At 38.4% G+C, this 15222-nt stretch carries 16 protein-coding genes and 1 pseudogene; all 17 read left to right on the top strand.

The genetic code is table 11. The annotated features are described in order from the left end of the window. The first annotated feature begins 388 nt into the window (after positions 1 to 388). On the top strand, positions 389 to 1402 hold the full coding sequence (locus tag D9738_RS23165; RefSeq protein WP_024176825.1) for a replication initiation protein: 1014 nt from the start codon (positions 389 to 391) through the stop codon (positions 1400 to 1402). Positions 1403 to 1524: 122 nt separating this feature from the next. Then, positions 1525 to 1794 carry a hypothetical protein gene (locus tag D9738_RS23160; RefSeq protein ID WP_000190069.1) on the top strand — a complete coding sequence of 90 codons (270 nt, stop codon included), beginning with the start codon at positions 1525 to 1527 and terminating at the stop codon, positions 1792 to 1794. A 261-nt stretch (positions 1795 to 2055) separates the two neighbouring features. Then, positions 2056 to 2328 (top strand): hypothetical protein, encoded by a 273-nt coding sequence (locus D9738_RS23155; protein ID WP_012552797.1) that lies wholly within the window; start codon positions 2056 to 2058, stop codon positions 2326 to 2328. Positions 2329 to 2772: 444 nt separating this feature from the next. Beyond that, positions 2773 to 3750, top strand: coding sequence for a type IV secretion system protein (locus D9738_RS23145; protein WP_001021612.1), 978 nt, complete (start codon positions 2773 to 2775; stop codon positions 3748 to 3750). 1 nt (position 3751) lies between these two features. Further along, a complete protein-coding gene (locus D9738_RS23140; RefSeq protein WP_000758236.1) occupies positions 3752 to 3976 on the top strand; it encodes an EexN family lipoprotein in 225 nt (74 codons plus the stop codon). Beyond that, on the top strand, positions 3976 to 4617 hold the full coding sequence (locus D9738_RS23135; RefSeq protein WP_000910600.1) for a type IV secretion system protein: 642 nt from the start codon (positions 3976 to 3978) through the stop codon (positions 4615 to 4617). Before D9738_RS23140 ends, D9738_RS23135 begins: the two co-directional genes overlap by 1 nt. 67 nt (positions 4618 to 4684) lie before the next feature. Beyond that, positions 4685 to 5296 (top strand): lytic transglycosylase domain-containing protein, encoded by a 612-nt coding sequence (locus D9738_RS23130; RefSeq protein WP_000244005.1) that lies wholly within the window; start codon positions 4685 to 4687, stop codon positions 5294 to 5296. After that, positions 5289 to 5582 carry a TrbC/VirB2 family protein gene (locus tag D9738_RS23125; protein ID WP_130261285.1) on the top strand — a complete coding sequence of 98 codons (294 nt, stop codon included), beginning with the start codon at positions 5289 to 5291 and terminating at the stop codon, positions 5580 to 5582. Before D9738_RS23130 ends, D9738_RS23125 begins: the two co-directional genes overlap by 8 nt. A gap of 57 nt (positions 5583 to 5639) precedes the next feature. Next, positions 5640 to 5960 (top strand): VirB3 family type IV secretion system protein, encoded by a 321-nt coding sequence (locus D9738_RS23120; protein ID WP_001000142.1) that lies wholly within the window; start codon positions 5640 to 5642, stop codon positions 5958 to 5960. Positions 5961 to 5962: 2 nt separating this feature from the next. Next, positions 5963 to 8335 carry a VirB4 family type IV secretion system protein gene (locus D9738_RS23115; protein ID WP_130261284.1) on the top strand — a complete coding sequence of 791 codons (2373 nt, stop codon included), beginning with the start codon at positions 5963 to 5965 and terminating at the stop codon, positions 8333 to 8335. Between the two features lie 130 nt (positions 8336 to 8465). Next, on the top strand, positions 8466 to 9203 hold the full coding sequence (locus tag D9738_RS23105; protein ID WP_000364523.1) for a type IV secretion system protein: 738 nt from the start codon (positions 8466 to 8468) through the stop codon (positions 9201 to 9203). Beyond that, entirely contained in the window at positions 9200 to 9979 is a 780-nt protein-coding gene (locus tag D9738_RS23100) for a TrbG/VirB9 family P-type conjugative transfer protein (RefSeq protein ID WP_000592647.1), read from the top strand. Before D9738_RS23105 ends, D9738_RS23100 begins: the two co-directional genes overlap by 4 nt. Continuing rightward, positions 9969 to 11111 (top strand): TrbI/VirB10 family protein, encoded by a 1143-nt coding sequence (locus D9738_RS23095; RefSeq protein ID WP_000787412.1) that lies wholly within the window; start codon positions 9969 to 9971, stop codon positions 11109 to 11111. Before D9738_RS23100 ends, D9738_RS23095 begins: the two co-directional genes overlap by 11 nt. Then, positions 11111 to 12130, top strand: coding sequence for a P-type DNA transfer ATPase VirB11 (gene virB11, locus D9738_RS23090; RefSeq protein WP_001287983.1), 1020 nt, complete (start codon positions 11111 to 11113; stop codon positions 12128 to 12130). The genes D9738_RS23095 and virB11 overlap by 1 nt, the downstream gene beginning before the upstream one ends. Before the next feature lie 50 nt (positions 12131 to 12180). Then, complete coding sequence (locus D9738_RS23085) at positions 12181 to 14148, top strand: type IV secretory system conjugative DNA transfer family protein (RefSeq protein WP_089634063.1); 1968 nt, start codon at positions 12181 to 12183, stop codon at positions 14146 to 14148. A 15-nt stretch (positions 14149 to 14163) separates the two neighbouring features. Next, complete coding sequence (locus tag D9738_RS23080; RefSeq protein WP_001223992.1) at positions 14164 to 14469, top strand: TrbM/KikA/MpfK family conjugal transfer protein; 306 nt, start codon at positions 14164 to 14166, stop codon at positions 14467 to 14469. Positions 14470 to 14569: 100 nt separating this feature from the next. Then, positions 14570 to 15222 (top strand): annotated as a pseudogene (locus D9738_RS23075) (hypothetical protein); the annotation flags it as partial.

Genomic DNA, 15222 nt, shown 5'->3' with positions numbered 1-15222 from the left:
TTAGGTATACAGATTTCAGGGTGGATAACTTACTTATCCACAGACTTGTGGATAAGTAAGGTGTGAGTTTTGATGTTTTTTTAATGTATTGATTTTTAATGATTTTATTGTTTCTTTTGATTGAAAGAATTGTTTTGTTTTTATTGTTTTTCTATGCCCAGATTCAGAACCGTACTGATTTGAGGAACTTTAAAGGTATACATTTTTCAGGAGCTGTTGCTTGGCTTGCCTCTTTGCGGATTATAGGTAGCCTGATTTCAGGATGCTTTTATTTCTTCTTGTCTTTTTAACTAATTGATTTTTATGGTTGTTTTTATTTAAGGTATACTGTGTTGATTTTGTTTTCTACCTTTGGTACAGTGTGATTATTGGTTGCTATGGGAGAAATATGATGTTGCCAGTAGAGGTGAATACGCGAGAGGGGGAGTTAATATTTCAATCAAATGCTATTACTGATGGTGTTTATAAAATAACACTTGATGAATTTCGTTTGTTAAATTTAGCTATATCTAAGATCTCAAGGCACGATAAACCTGAGAAACGTATAAGGATTACAACAAAAGAGTTTGTTGAAGTCTTTAACATCAAGGATAAAAACGTTAAAAATAGGTTATCAGCAATTGCTGATGGGTTGCTAGGAAAAACTATTGACACATATTCTTTTGACCAGGACTCTGGGAAGAAAACAAAAAGAAGGCGCCTGTGGTTGTCAGAGGTAGAGTATGATATTGAAGGTGAAGAAAATGTATTTTTAGAAATCGTTTTTTCTACCGAAATATCGGATCTTTTATTTCAATTAAAAGATAATTTTACGTTATTTGCATTAAGAGCAATATCAGCATTTACCTCTCCTCATTCTTTTAGAATATATGCTTGGTTATGTAAATATAGAAACATGTATAATTATCGCAAGGGAGAGTTGATTACAACTGATACAATCAGTGTTTATGATTTTAAAGTGATGTTGGGATTAGAAAAATCCTATGAAGAGTATAAGTTTCTAAAACAAAAAGTAATTGAAAGATCAATTAATGAAATAAATGCATCAACTGATATTTCAGTTGTTTTGAATGAATATAAGGCATCCAGAAAAGTTATTGCCATATCGTTTAGTTTTGTTCGAGAGGATCATCCAACTTTACAATCTATAAAGCCAAAGAGGCGGCGCTTACCGGCTAGACCAAGAGTTAAGTCAGGTTCTAATGCTGAAGTTGAGTGGGCTAAGAAATGTATTGAAATAATATTAGAATATGAAAATGCGCTAAAATTATATGATAAGGAAGCTAGGTTGCCTCTTCCTGATTTAGAAAAATTAGTAGGGTATTATGAATTATGTGGGGAGGATAAGAAAATATCAGAAAGGAATTGTGAACTAAAAGAAAGGAAGTCCAAACGTAAATGATGTGTATTTTTTGTTTTTAAAGTAATAAGTAACGTCATATTTAGTCGTTCAGATTAGTCACTAGTACCGCCGTCTTGACCACGGCGGTACTAGCTAACCATATCACCTACACAGGAGGCCATATGGCTACTTTTGATTTTACACACCTCAATGGATTAACACAAATCAAAGCCTTGTTTCCAGAACTTACAGAGAAACAATTTAGGGTTACGTTAAGTTGGGTTTTTGGAAGTGAAATCATTGATATAGCGAGCGAGCATGAGTGCTCGATTGAAGCGGTAAAAAAAACATTGCAGAGAAGTAAGCTAGCTCTTGGTTCGGAGCGGCTTGAGGCTGTAAGAGTAATCTTCTTGTGCAGGATAATGGCTGATCTATGGACTAGGGTAAGATAACTACTTCCACCAACAAAATGATTAAAAAGGCGGCATTTGCCGTCTTTTTTTATCGTCTAATCGCTCAAAAAATGAGCATTTAAATGTGATTTATATCAAAAAAAAGCGAATCATTAATAATGATAAGTATGTCTTTGAACTCTTTCTTTATTAAAAAGCCATTGAAAAATAATGGAAAACTTTATTTTCTAAGATTGTGGCAAATTGATATGTCCTCGATTGGGTATTTTTCGAGGTTGTTTGTTGGTGAGAACATATTAAGTGTTGAAAGAACAAAAAAATGGAGATAAAGGAACGGGAAAAGTGAATAAGAGTCGAAATAATGATGTAAGTGATAATTTAAATGCAGGAAATTTTATTGTAAATGGTAATGTTTGGGAACCAACTACTGTCACGATAAAAATTAATGGTAGAAGTAATTACATTTTGACAAAACTTAGGTTGTTAAAACCAAACTTACCTAAAACTCAATTAGCCAGAGAGCTTCTTGAAGAAGCTCTACTGAAAATTGATGAAAAAATAACCGAATTATAAATAATGCTCTTTAACAATTTGAAAGTGACGAATACCAGCTATGAAGAGGAGGATTGAGCTGGAGGAACGATGGGCATCGTGTCACGCCAAAAATTGGTAAAAAGCCTAATAGATATTTTATCTTTACATATAAAAGTCTTTGTTTATATGTAAATGTAAATTGGAGATGTTATATGCCTATGTATGTTGTAAGAAGAAAACGATTAATCGAAGGAACAAGAAAACAGAGAGAGTTGATTTTAAAGTCAAAGCAAAAAAGAAATAAAGTTGACAAGGCTGTTAATAGCAGAATTATTTATCCTGGAAGAGAATGCCGCATTGAGGAATGCAACTTTTCTTTTAATGATTCTACTTTAAAACATAAATCATTAATGACTAGTGAATATTCAGCACATGTGCGGATGAGATGACCTCTTACGTTTGCATTTTTATGTGGAAATAAAAATGAATATAATATCTACGTTTTTAAGTACTGTTACAACACTAGTTGAATCAGGGGCAGCCAGTAACGCAGCAAAAATTGCAAATGCAATATCACCTGTATTTTTTGCAGCCATTGGTGTTTATATTATTTTTGTCGCTTATGAAATAATATATTCACAACGTGATGTGGTTATGTCGGAAGTTACTAAAAATATAATGAAATTGGCTCTGGTTGGTGTTTTCACATATAGCTCAACATATTATTCACAATATGTAATTCCTTTCGTAATGCATTCTGGAGATGAATTGTCTTCTGCTTTGACTGGACAGTCTGATATAGCCAATTCAATAGATAATCTTTGGCAAGCATTGTCAGATACAATGGAGCAATTTTGGAGTGATGCTACGGGACAGCTTGGTATGACTGATTTTGGTCTATGGATTAAAGCTGGTCTTATATGGATCACAGGGTATGCAGGAGGATTTTTGCTTGTTTTTTATACTACCGTTTTCCTTTGCGTATCAAAGTTTATGGTCGGAATGGTGTTATCGGTAGGTATTTTATTTATATGTTTTTCTGCATTCTCCCCAACGCGTGGTATGTTTACTGCATGGTGTGGTAGTTGTTTAAACTACATTTTGCTAAATGTATTTTATACCATATCTTTTGGCTTCGTATTGTCACTAATACAACAAACGGCTAACTTGGATGCAAAGACCATTACATTCATGTCTGTGGCTACTTTATTAGCGGTTGTGTTAATATCTGTTTACCTGATAGAGCAAATTGGGACGTTGTGCTCATCTCTAACAGGTGGAGTAGGTATTAATGGATTGACTGCCTCAGCTAACGGCGCAGCAAATAAATTAGCTGCTGTTTCAGGTGTAAGGGCTATGAGCAATGCAGGTAAAGGATTGGCTGCCTCTGTTGCCAAAAAAGCTGGAAATAGAGTAGTAAGCCTGGCAGGTCAATTAGGAAAGAATGTATTAGGAGGGTAATATGAAAAAAGTTGTTCCAATGGCATTTGTATCCGTTCTGTTTCTCTCTGGTTGTAACGATAAAGTGTATGATGTTGATTATTATTTTGCAAACCAATCTGAGGCAAAAAATGTTATAGAACAATGCTCTCAGGGAAAAATCACAAATGAAAACTGTGATAATGCAAAGGCTGCAATTCAAAAACAGAAAAGAGAAGATTGGATTAAGGCTCACGGAGGGAAATAATGTTAAAAGAACTGTTTTCAGTGATTTTAATAGGATGCATGTGCTCTAATGTCGCACATGCTTATATCCCTGTTGTCGATCCGACATCAATTGCAAAAACTGTTGAGGAAGGTTTAGCTAGGGCTAAAGAAGCTGCTGATAATTTACAACAACTGAAAACTCAATATGAACAATCTATTAAATATGCAGAGGATCAAAAAAAGAGATTAGAAGGATTCACTGATTTTAGTAGAGGCTTTGATACAGCTTCAAGCTATATGCGTGGCTCTCTTAAGGATATCGATAGCGATTCTCAGATTGGATTAGATTCTTTACGAAAGAAATATTCTTTAACCAGTTCTGATGCTAACACGCAAAGACGCTATGATGCTGTTCTTAAGCAAATAAATTTTTACGAGCAGTTCAATAAATCAATGTATAAGCGGGCGGAACGTGTTCAATCGTTACAGTCATTATTTGCAAATGCCACTACGCCGCAGCAAAAAGCTGATATTGCAAATCAACTGTCGATTGAAAAAATGACAATAGAGTTGCAACTGAAACAATATGAACTAGCATCTAATCAGATGTCCGTTGATGAAAATGCTAGGCAAGAACAAGCTCGTAATGAGTGGCTAAGTTCTCATAGTTACAAACGTTAGTCCCCTCCCAACACTCTAATTAAAAGATCACCTCAAATGAGGTGATCTGAAATTAAACAGGTGAGCTATGGTATTACCATCGGTAATGCTAGCTAGTCTTTTCGTTTCCTGCGCCCCTCTAGTTGCACCAAATACACTAAATGCGGTTATTCAAACTGAGTCTTCTGGAGATCCATTTCGAATAGCCAATATTAGTGATGGAGTGTCTCTTAGATTTAAAAAAATCGAAGATGCTATTAGTTATGCAAAGAAATTAGATAATGCCGGGAAAAGATATAGTGCTGGCTTGATGCAAATATATAACGGAAATTTTAATTTCTACGGGGTTTCTGCTGAAACAATATTTGATCCATGTACCAATATTAAAATTGGTGCGGATATTCTGACAAAAAACTATCTTGCTAAAAAAGGAGGAAATGAACAAGAGAACCTTTTGAAGTCTTTGTCCGAGTATTATTCGGGGAATAGCACAAGAGGTTTCAAGAAAGAAGCTCAATTTAATAATACGAGTTATGTCGAACGAGTTATGAAGAACGCTTATGTTGTTCCTGAGTTGCGAGTAGATAAACCTGAAAATGCGAAAGCAACAAAAGAACAGAGTGTTCAGGAAAAAGGTAATCAAAGTTTTGTTTCACACTCCCAGGACTGGGATGTTTTTGGAGATTATTCGAATGAATAAGTTTGCTAACGTAAATCGTTTTGTTTTTGCATTATTTTTCATGGTGTTTTCAGGGTTTGCGGCTGCGGCAGGTGGCCTTGATTCAGCTACTAATGCTCTTACGAACGTGAAAACCTGGCTTTTTACCTTTGTTGGTATTGGTGCTCTTGTTTATATGCTTTATTGCATCCTGATGGCCTTTATGGAACGTAAAAGCTGGGGGGATGTTGGGATGGCTCTTGGCTATTGTGCTATTGCAGGCGGTGCAGTAGTCGGTGGTTCGTGGGCGCTGGGATTGTTCCAGTAATAACGAACGCTAAAAAGCGCGGGCTGTTTGTCAGCCTGCGCAATTCAGGAGCTAATGATGAATGATACAGAGAAACCAAAGGTCGTCTTTCTTTCCTATAACGGCCTGAATCGGCCTGCGATGGTTATGGGTGTTCCATTGATGCTTTTTTTGTCTGTGGGATTTCTTGCCGTGTTTGGTGGTTTTGGATGCATGTTTATGTGGGGAATTTCTGGACTCATATTCCCTGCATTATGTTTCTTGTTTCTGTTCATTGTTCGCATCATTTGTGAAAATGACCCAAACGCTCTTAGTGTTATGAATCTCCAGTTGAAGGGCTATTTTCTTAAAGTGATGCACAGAGACTCAATTATTGGTTTTTCCTCTGTGGAGCGTTGATTATGCAGGTTGCACAATTAAAAGATAGCAAGAATAAAAATGTGGCATCCATGTATCCTGAATACATGTACCATATTTCTGATAGTGTTGTTTATACACTTGACAGAAAAATGTTGGCTACAATTGCTATTCAGGGGATTCCCTTTGAATTTGCATCAGATTCTTTTCTTGAAAACTCTTTCAATGGTATCAAGGATTATCTTGTCGGGGTTGGCAAAGAAGGGGATGTGTATTTGTGGACACATTTTATAAAAGAGAAGATTTATCTTGATGAATCTTATAAGTTTTCCAGTAAATTCTTAAATTTATTTGCGGAAAAATATATCTCTTTGTTCAAAGGGGGAGATTTCTTTAAGTCCACCTGGTACATCACATTCGGTGTTTCTTATAATGATGTTGATAAAGGACTTGAGCGCCTCGAAGATATTATTTCTCAAGCTATGGTTGTTCTTAAACCTTTTTCAGCCTGGTTGCTCAAGGTAGACAAAAACTATGTGAGTGAAACAGCGGATTATCTGTCATGCTTGATTAATAAAAAACATACGATTATTCCTGTATCATCAACACCATTATATGAATCAATCGCTGACAGTGACTGGTATTTTGGTAATGATACGCTAGAACTGCGTAACAATGAGTCTGATGATAAAAAATTTGCCACAAATTATGTTTTAAAAGATTTCCCTATGTTTACCACTCCTGGTCAATGGGATTTCCTGTTAAAACTACCGTATGAATTTATCATTACGCAATCATTTTTGTTTGAGGCTCCAGCTAAAACTGTGCGAAAAATAGACTCCCAACTCAATAAAATGGGGTCAACCGGTGATGCTGCTAAATCTCAACAAGAAGAACTGATAGCAGGGAAAGATTTTGTTACCAGCGGTACTAATCTTTTTGGTTCATATCATTGCGTACTAACAGTATTTGGCGATACGGCAGAAGCTGCCCGTAAGAATGGTATCAAAGTATCCAGTGAGTTTATCACGACGGGTAAAGGATTCCGTTTTTCTCGTGCAACCAGTGCCGCACCTTATGTGTTTTTTAGCCATCTTCCAATGAATAAAACAAGACCACTGAGTACGCGAAGAACGGCAGCCAATCTTGCCTGTACGTTTTCACTGCATAATTATTCTGCGGGCAAGAAATCTGGAAATCCGATTGGTGACGGTTCGGCTTTAATGCCGTTAAAAACAGTTTCTGATGGCCTGTATTATTTTAATACGCACTACAGCGACCCTAATAAAAACGTCACCGGACAGCGAATTGCCGGACACGCAATGATTCTTGGAGCCACAGGTACTGGTAAAACGACTTTTGAAGGAGCAGCGGCTGGTTTTTTACAGCGTTTTGATCCTTACATGTTCGTTATTGACTATAACCGCTCTACAGAATTATTCGTTCGTGCGTATGGTGGTAGTTATTTTGCTCTACAGGAAGGTGTTTTTACTGGTCTTAATCCGTGGCAGCTTGCGGAAGATGAATCATCACCAATCTGGAAGCGTTTGTTAGCGTTTCTGAAATCGCTGGCAAAGGCATTTGTTCGGGACAACATGGGGAACCCCTGTTCTGACCAACAGGCAATAGAAATGGATGCGGCAGTAGAGAGTCTTATGACTATGCCTGTCCAGTTGCGCCGAACGTCAGCATTGCTCCAGATAGTTAACGATAGTGAACTGCGTATCAGACTTGCTAAATGGTGTAAAAATGGTGCGTATTCCTGGGCGACAGATTCGCCAGAGAACACTTTTAATCCGATGGATTATAAAAAGGTAGGTTTTGACACAACCGTTATCCTTGAAAAGGTAAATGGTGAAACGCATCCAGCGTGCGAACCTCTGCTGGCGATTTTATTTTTCTATAAAACGCTTATGCAACGTGACGGAAAGCTAATGCTTACTATTGTCGAGGAGTTCTGGATGCCTGCGAACTTCCCTCTGACTCAGGATATGATCAAATCTGCGTTAAAAGCTGGACGTCTGAAAAATGAAATGATGTGGCTAACGAGTCAGTCGCCAGAGGATGCGGTTAATTGTGCAATTTTTGCGGCTCTTGTTCAGCAAACAGCCACAAAGATTTTGTTGCCTAATCCAGATGCTGAATTTGATGGTTATAAAAAGATTGGTCTTGTTGAAAAAGAATTTAAGAAATTAAAATCTTTATCAAAAGAATCCAGAACAATGTTAATAAAACAGTCTGGTTCATCGGCATTTGCAAAAATGGATTTGTACGGTTTTGATGACTTTCTTCCTGTTATATCAGGAACGACGGAAGGGATTGTTCTGTGTGAACAAGTAAGGGAAGAACTTGGTACAGATGAACCCGATGTCTGGATTCCTGAATTTATTAAACGTATTAAGGAGCAAAAGAAATGAGAGCAACTATTGCACTCTTATTAATCTGTTTTCTTTCTTCTTGTTCATCACCGCCTCAACCTAAACAAGCGGAGGGCGGATGGTATGAATTGAATACAACAATTCAGGATGTGAAAGCGAGGACGATGTAATGGATTTAAAAAATAAATATTTTGGTAAGACAAAAGAAGAAGCGGCTAAGAAAAAAATTGATATAAAGAAAGAAAACAAGCAAATTTTTGATGCTGTCAAGCAGTTTGAGCGTAATGAAATAGCAACTGTCCAGGGTAAAGCTAAGTTTATTACGCGAATTGCTGTTGTGCTGTTGATTTCCAATATTGCTCTTGCAGCAGCCATCGCTTTTTTGTCTCCGTTAAAGACTGCCGTTCCTTTTGTTATTCGTGTGGATAACAATACGGGCTATACAGATATTGCACCGCAATTATCAGGAGCAAAGCAAACCTATCAGGAGGCAGAAACAAAATATAATCTTGCGAAGTTTGTTATTAACTATGAGTCATACGACTGGCAGACTATCCAGGAAATGCTGGATACGGTAAATGTCATGTCTAATAACAAAGTGTTCTCACAGTACAATACAGCTATTCGTGCGGATAACTCGCCGCTGAATGTACTGAAAGACAGTTATAAGATTAAAACGAAAATTAAGTCCGTCACTTTACTGAAGCCTGATGTTGCGCAGGTCAGATTCTCAAAAATGATTCTGGACTCTTCCGGCTCTTTGGCTCCCGAATACAGAGTTACAGACTGGATTGCAACGGTCGCTTTTGATTTTAATAAAGATGTGAAGACGGAAGAACAACGGCTTATTAATCCTCTCGGATTTGAAGCTGTCAGCTATCGTGTAGACGCGGAGGCTATTAAATGATTAAAAAGTCGGGTCTTATCGGTTGCTTATCTTTACTGGCTGTTTGTGCATCTCCGGCAACAATTGCGGCAACATATGGTCAGGGGTCAGCATTTGACTCCAGGATTCAGAGTGTTGTTTTTAATGAAAACGATGTTGTTAATGTCAGAGTAAAAAAAGGTGCTGTTTCGGTAGTTCAAATCGCCAAAGATGAAACGATTAAAGATGTTGGCCTGGGTGATCCTGCTGCATGGAAGGTGTCCGTTCGTGAACATACAGTCTTCTTTCGTCCGGCAGTAGAAGACAATCCAAGCACGAACGTTACTATTGTAACGGATAAACACACGTACTCATTGTACCTTACGGAAGTGTCCAGTAATCCGACATACGTTTTGCGATATGACTATCCTAAACCTGTAACAGCCAAAGTATTTACGGAGAAAAAATATCCCTGCACTGATGGTGGTGTAATTAATGGACACTATCAATTAAAGGGGAGTAAGAGCATTTTCCCTTACCAGGTCTGGGACGATGGTACTTTTACCTGTATGCGCTGGAACAGTAAACAGGATTTACCCGTACCTTATCGTGTTGATGCTGATGGCAATGAAAACCTTGTTAATAAGCATATGGAAAATAACACAATGGTATTACATGAAGTGTCTGATAATTTCCGCCTGAGAATAGGCGATCAAGTTGTTGATGTAAGAACATCTTCGACGGTTCCTAAAATGTGGAATAAAAAAGGCACTACAAATGGAAAGGTGAGGGTGGAGAAATTTAATTATGAAAAATGAAAGCCGCAGCAATAATGATGTGGGTAATCGTGGTGTTATCGAGGTTAAATCAAAGAAATCCTCCAAGAAGATATTTATCTTGCTGGCAAGTATCTTTGGTATTTTTGTTGTCGCTGCCATGATTATTAAAATGCTTCCCTCGAAGGAGGTGGAGCAAACTGGCCTTGAACCAAAAAACGAGACGTTAATATCTAATTCTCAGGATGGGGCAAGCCTTAATTCTGTGATGAAAACAATCATGCAGAATAAGCAGCGTGAGGAAACTGAACGCAAGCAACGGGAAGAACAGGCAGAAAAAGAAAAGAAACAAAAAACAGAAATAAATTCTGATAATGATAGCACTATGCAAGCAATGGCGATGCAGGGGCAATCCAGCAGCCATTCTTCATCGCAGTCTGGCAATGGACAGGAGAAAGAAAGGCCACTGACTAAGGCTGAACGTCAGATTACAGGAGATACTCTGGTTAAAATTGAAACCAGAAATGAGGATAAACGTTCGGAAAAAGAGAAGGATTCTCTGCAAGGGGAAACTTATGCTGATGGTACAGTGAGTTTTGCCAGTAACAGACGTTTTTTGCTGGCTGCGGGTACTTCGCTTTCATGCGTTTTACAAACAAAAATAGTTACGTCCTACCCTGGAATAACGTTGTGCCAACTGACTAAAGATCTCTATTCAGATAATGGTGAAACATTACTGGCTCGCCGTGGCGCTATGCTGATGGGAGAGCAGAATAAAGTCATGACGCAAGGAGTGGCTCGTGTATTTGTTAACTGGACTAATTTAAAAGATGGCAATGTTAACGTAAAAATTGGTGCTCTTGGCACTGATGGACTTGGTGCATCTGGCCTGCCAGCCTGGATTGATAATCATATATTCCAGAGATATTCAGGTGCGATTATGTTGTCATTGCTTGGTGATGGTATGGATATTCTGAAAAATACCACACAAAAATCGGGGAATAACAGCAATATTACCTATGATAATACATCTGATACGGCGCAGGAGTTGGCTAAAACAACACTTGAGAACACGATTAATATTCCTCCAACTGCATATATTAATCAAGGAACCGTTTTATCAGTGATTGTTCCGAGGAATATTGACTTTTCTGAGGTTTACGGAGTGCAGTAATGAGTGAAGAACATATTATCGCTCGTCAATTTCTGGTGCAAACAGGGATTCAGGAATTACTGGATATGGATGATGTTACCGAAATCGCCGTAAATCAGCCTGGCAGGATATGGTTTGAAGGTCGTGATGGTTGGTGCTTTCGTGATACAGATAAGGTCAGTTATAAGGCATTAATGGGGCTGGCCTATGCGCTGTGTAACATAAGTGGGCTGGAAGATGCCCTGAAACCACATAACCCGATTGCGTCGGTTGTTCTTCCTGGTGGTGAACGTGGTCAGATTATCGTTCCTCCTGCAACCGAGGATAATTGTGTTGTTCTCTCAATTCGTAAACCATCACTAACGCGTTTTTCACTTGATGATTACGTTAATTCAGGGCGTTTTGACCGAGTTAAAATTGCTAAAAAACACACAGCAGTGTTAACTGAGCGGCAGAAATATTTATTCGAGTTATCGCGTAAGGGTGATGCCGCAAGTATTGCTAAATTTATTCGTGAGGCGGTCAATGATCGCCTGAATTTCCTGATTGTTGGTGGTACTGGTTCCGGCAAAACAACAGTAGGTAAAGCCATTGCGGATTTGTTTCCTCCTGAACGGCGCTATGCAACAATTGAAGATGTCCACGAGATGACGCTCCCGAATCATCCAAACCATATTCACCTGTTTTATAAAAAGGGAATTGTGGATGCCAAGTCGATTATTGAAGCCTGTATGCGCCTTAAACCAGATCATATCTTTCTGGCTGAGTTAAGGGGGGATGAAGCATGGAGTTATCTTGAAGCTCTTAACACAGGGCATGAAGGCTCAATAAGTACGATCCATGCTAACAATACTTATGCGTCGTTCTCGCGGCTGGCGAGCATTGTTAAACAATCATCTGTTGGTATGACAGTTGATATGGATTTGATTATGAGAACGATTAAGACATCTATAGATGTCATATTATTTTTTAACCATACATATATGACGGAACTATATTACGACCCCGAAGAAAAAAATCGTCTACTTAGCACAATGTAAATTATTTCAGGTGATTAAATATTATACATGCTTTACATGTAGGGGTATCTATGAAGAAAAAAATCATATTAGTGGTTTTTTTGTTGCTTATTCTCGTTGCTTGTCTTATTGGCGGTAATTATCTTGGGGGATATGCAGCATTAAAATATTCAGGATTGAGTATTGACATGTTGCAATGGAATACATTTAATAATGTCATTACACAATTTAGCGGAAAACCTGAATATAAAAAATTGGTCGCAATTACATGGGCTGGATTTGCTGCACCATGTGCAATATTTATTGGTTTTGTTGTTATTGTCATAGTCGGACTGATGCCAAAAAAAGTTATTTATGGCAATGCTCGTCTTGCTACTGATATGGACCTGGCTAAATCGACCTTTTTCCCAACAGATAAAGAGTTGAAAGAAGCAAGATTAAAGAACAGTAAACCATACTGCTTTCCACCTATTCTTATTGGTAAACAGTTTAAAGGAAGGTTTAAAAACAAATATATATATTTCTTCGGGCAACAGTTTTTAATCCTTTATGCTCCTACGCGTTCTGGTAAAGGTGTTGGTATTGTTATACCTAACTGTGTGAATTACCCGGATTCGATGGTTGTTCTTGATATAAAACTTGAAAACTGGTTTTTGTCTGCCGGATACAGACAGAATGTGTTAGGGCAGGAATGTTTTCTGTTTGCCCCTGCGGGGTATGCAGAAAACCAGCAGGAGGCGAAAAAAGGTAATATCAGATCACACCGCTGGAATCCTCTGGACTGCGTTAATCGTTCTGATATTCAGCGTTCTGGAGATTTGGAAAAAATTGCCGCTATGTTGATTCCGGCAAGTGATGATCCTATCTGGTCTGATTCTGCACGGAAGCTCTTTTGTGGGCTTGCTTTATATCTTCTGGATAAGGAACGATTCCATCTTCAGCAAAAGAAAAAGGGTGTTGCTGATGTACCTGATGTTCTTGTTTCCATGTCGGCTATTATGAAACTCTCTGTCCCTGAAAGTGGTCAGAAACTATCAGCCTGGATGGGTACGGAAATAGATCAGAAAGAATACCTGAGTGATGAAACAAAGAGTCTGTTTCGTGAATTTATGGCAGCGCCGGAGAAGACACAAGGAAGTATTATTACCAACTTCTCGTCTCCATTGAGTATTTTTAAGAACCCAATCACAGCAGCAGCTACTGATGCAAGTGATTTTGATGTGCGAATGGTCAGGAAAAAGCCTATGTCGATATATCTTGGGCTGACTCCTGATGCATTAATTACTCACTCACGGCTTGTGAATCTGTTTTTCTCTATGCTAGTGAATGAGAATACAAAGGAGCTTCCAGAACAGAATCCTGAGTTGAAATATCAGTGTCTTGTCCTTCTTGATGAATTTACATCAATGGGTAAGTCCGAAATTATTGAAAAAGGTGTTGGCTTTACCGCTGGTTTTAACCTGCGATTCGTTATTATTTTGCAGAACGAAGGGCAGGGTAAAAAAGATGATATGTATGGCACTCACGGTTGGGAAACTTTCGTTGAAAACTCGGCTGTAGTTCTTTATTACCCGCCAAAGGCTAAAAATGAACTGGCGAAAAAGATCTCTGAGGAAATTGGAGTCAGGGATATGAAAATTATCAAGAAATCTGACTCACGGAGTGGTGGCAAAGGTGGTAGCTCTCGTTCCCGAAATCATGAAATAGTCAGCCGTGCTGTATTACTTCCAGAAGAGATTGTCGAGCTTCGGGATTATAAAAATAAAATGGGTAATATGGCTGTTCGTGAAATCGTAATGAGTGAATACACTCGCCCATTTGTAGCTAACAAAATAATCTGGTTTGAAGAGGAGGAGTTTAAAAAACGAGTAGATATAGCTAAAGAAAATCCGGTAGAAATGCCTGTATTGTTCGATGAAGAAATGAGAAATCAGATTCTTGAACAGGCAAAAATATATTCAGATGATATTAGTATGTTTTCTGATGTTATGACTAAACCAGATCTTGAGACACACGATCTGGAGGATGTTTCTGAATAATATCTGGTGAACTATATGAGAAAAGCTAAAGCGATATTTACCGCCATCGTATTTTCATTGGGGGCGGGTAGTATTCCTGCTTATGCTTCTGATCCTTGCGCTTCGGTGCTTTGCCTGTATGGAAAAGCTGTCGGGCAAGGAGGTGGAAGTGAGTGCAGAAGTGCTGAAAAGGACTTTTTTAATATTCTGAAAAAGAAAAAAGGAAGCATTCGCTGGAGTAAAACATTTGATGCCCGCAAGGCATTTTTGAATCAGTGCTCAACGGCTGATCCGGCTGCTATCTCAAAAATTATGAGTAAGTTCGGACGCGTTAAGGGCTGATTAAAACCTGATACCCGCGCCAACGGGTATCAGGGAACTGCAAGTATCACATACCGCGCCAACGGAATGTGATGATTAGTTACAATCACTGAGGTTAGAAATGAAAGTAACCAAATCTATTATAGCTGTTTTAGTAGGACTGTTTGCTGGTAGTGCATATGCAGATTGCACTTATCATTTGACTGGTAATGTTCAGAATCTTGATATTTCGGATTGTGTTGATGGTGTGAAAGACATTGCTAATAATGCCTTGTCAAATTCACAGAATGCACAAAATGTTGCAAATGGTGCTGCTTCTACCGCTCAAAATGCACAAACAACCGCAAATGCGGCTAATTCTGCTGCGCAGAACGCACAGAACACGGCTAATACGGCACAAAATACAGCAAACTCTGCTAATTCTATTGCACAAAATGCTCAATCGACAGCTAACCAGGCAATCAAAGATGCGGCAGAAAAATCTGAGGCAGCAGAAAAGAACGCAAACAATTATACAGACAATAAAATTACTGATGTTAAAAATGAACTGAATACAAATATTGATAGTGCTAAAAACGACGCGATCAGTTCATCTAACAGTTACACTGACAACAAAATCAGTGATACGAAGACAGAACTGAATGCCAATATTGATAAGGCGAAGAATGACGCGATCAGTTCATCTAACAGCTACACTGACAGCAAAATCAGTGATACGAAGACAGAACTGAATGCCAATATTGATAAGGCGAGGGTGGTGGCGGGGAGGTGGGG

Source organism: Escherichia sp. E10V5 (genome assembly GCF_004212315.1).
In the GTDB taxonomy this organism is placed as follows: domain Bacteria; phylum Pseudomonadota; class Gammaproteobacteria; order Enterobacterales; family Enterobacteriaceae; genus Escherichia.
Note: the sequence above shows the minus strand (reverse complement) of the source record. Positions and strands in the feature narration are given on the sequence as shown.

Bases quoted from the DNA above. Each gene is read 5' to 3' on its own strand.
- D9738_RS23130 (WP_000244005.1), top strand. From the start codon at position 4,685: ATGGTATTACCATCGGTAATGCTAGCTAGTCTTTTCGTTTCCTGCGCC.
- D9738_RS23135 (WP_000910600.1), top strand. From the start codon at position 3,976: ATGTTAAAAGAACTGTTTTCAGTGATTTTAATAGGATGCATGTGCTCT.
- D9738_RS23165 (WP_024176825.1), top strand. From the start codon at position 389: ATGATGTTGCCAGTAGAGGTGAATACGCGAGAGGGGGAGTTAATATTT.
- D9738_RS23120 (WP_001000142.1), top strand. From the start codon at position 5,640: ATGAATGATACAGAGAAACCAAAGGTCGTCTTTCTTTCCTATAACGGC.
- D9738_RS23125 (WP_130261285.1), top strand. From the start codon at position 5,289: ATGAATAAGTTTGCTAACGTAAATCGTTTTGTTTTTGCATTATTTTTC.
- D9738_RS23080 (WP_001223992.1), top strand. From the start codon at position 14,164: ATGAGAAAAGCTAAAGCGATATTTACCGCCATCGTATTTTCATTGGGG.
- D9738_RS23085 (WP_089634063.1), top strand. From the start codon at position 12,181: ATGAAGAAAAAAATCATATTAGTGGTTTTTTTGTTGCTTATTCTCGTT.
- virB11 (WP_001287983.1), top strand. From the start codon at position 11,111: ATGAGTGAAGAACATATTATCGCTCGTCAATTTCTGGTGCAAACAGGG.
- D9738_RS23095 (WP_000787412.1), top strand. From the start codon at position 9,969: ATGAAAAATGAAAGCCGCAGCAATAATGATGTGGGTAATCGTGGTGTT.
- D9738_RS23145 (WP_001021612.1), top strand. From the start codon at position 2,773: ATGAATATAATATCTACGTTTTTAAGTACTGTTACAACACTAGTTGAA.
- D9738_RS23105 (WP_000364523.1), top strand. From the start codon at position 8,466: ATGGATTTAAAAAATAAATATTTTGGTAAGACAAAAGAAGAAGCGGCT.
- D9738_RS23140 (WP_000758236.1), top strand. From the start codon at position 3,752: ATGAAAAAAGTTGTTCCAATGGCATTTGTATCCGTTCTGTTTCTCTCT.
- D9738_RS23115 (WP_130261284.1), top strand. From the start codon at position 5,963: ATGCAGGTTGCACAATTAAAAGATAGCAAGAATAAAAATGTGGCATCC.
- D9738_RS23100 (WP_000592647.1), top strand. From the start codon at position 9,200: ATGATTAAAAAGTCGGGTCTTATCGGTTGCTTATCTTTACTGGCTGTT.
- D9738_RS23160 (WP_000190069.1), top strand. From the start codon at position 1,525: ATGGCTACTTTTGATTTTACACACCTCAATGGATTAACACAAATCAAA.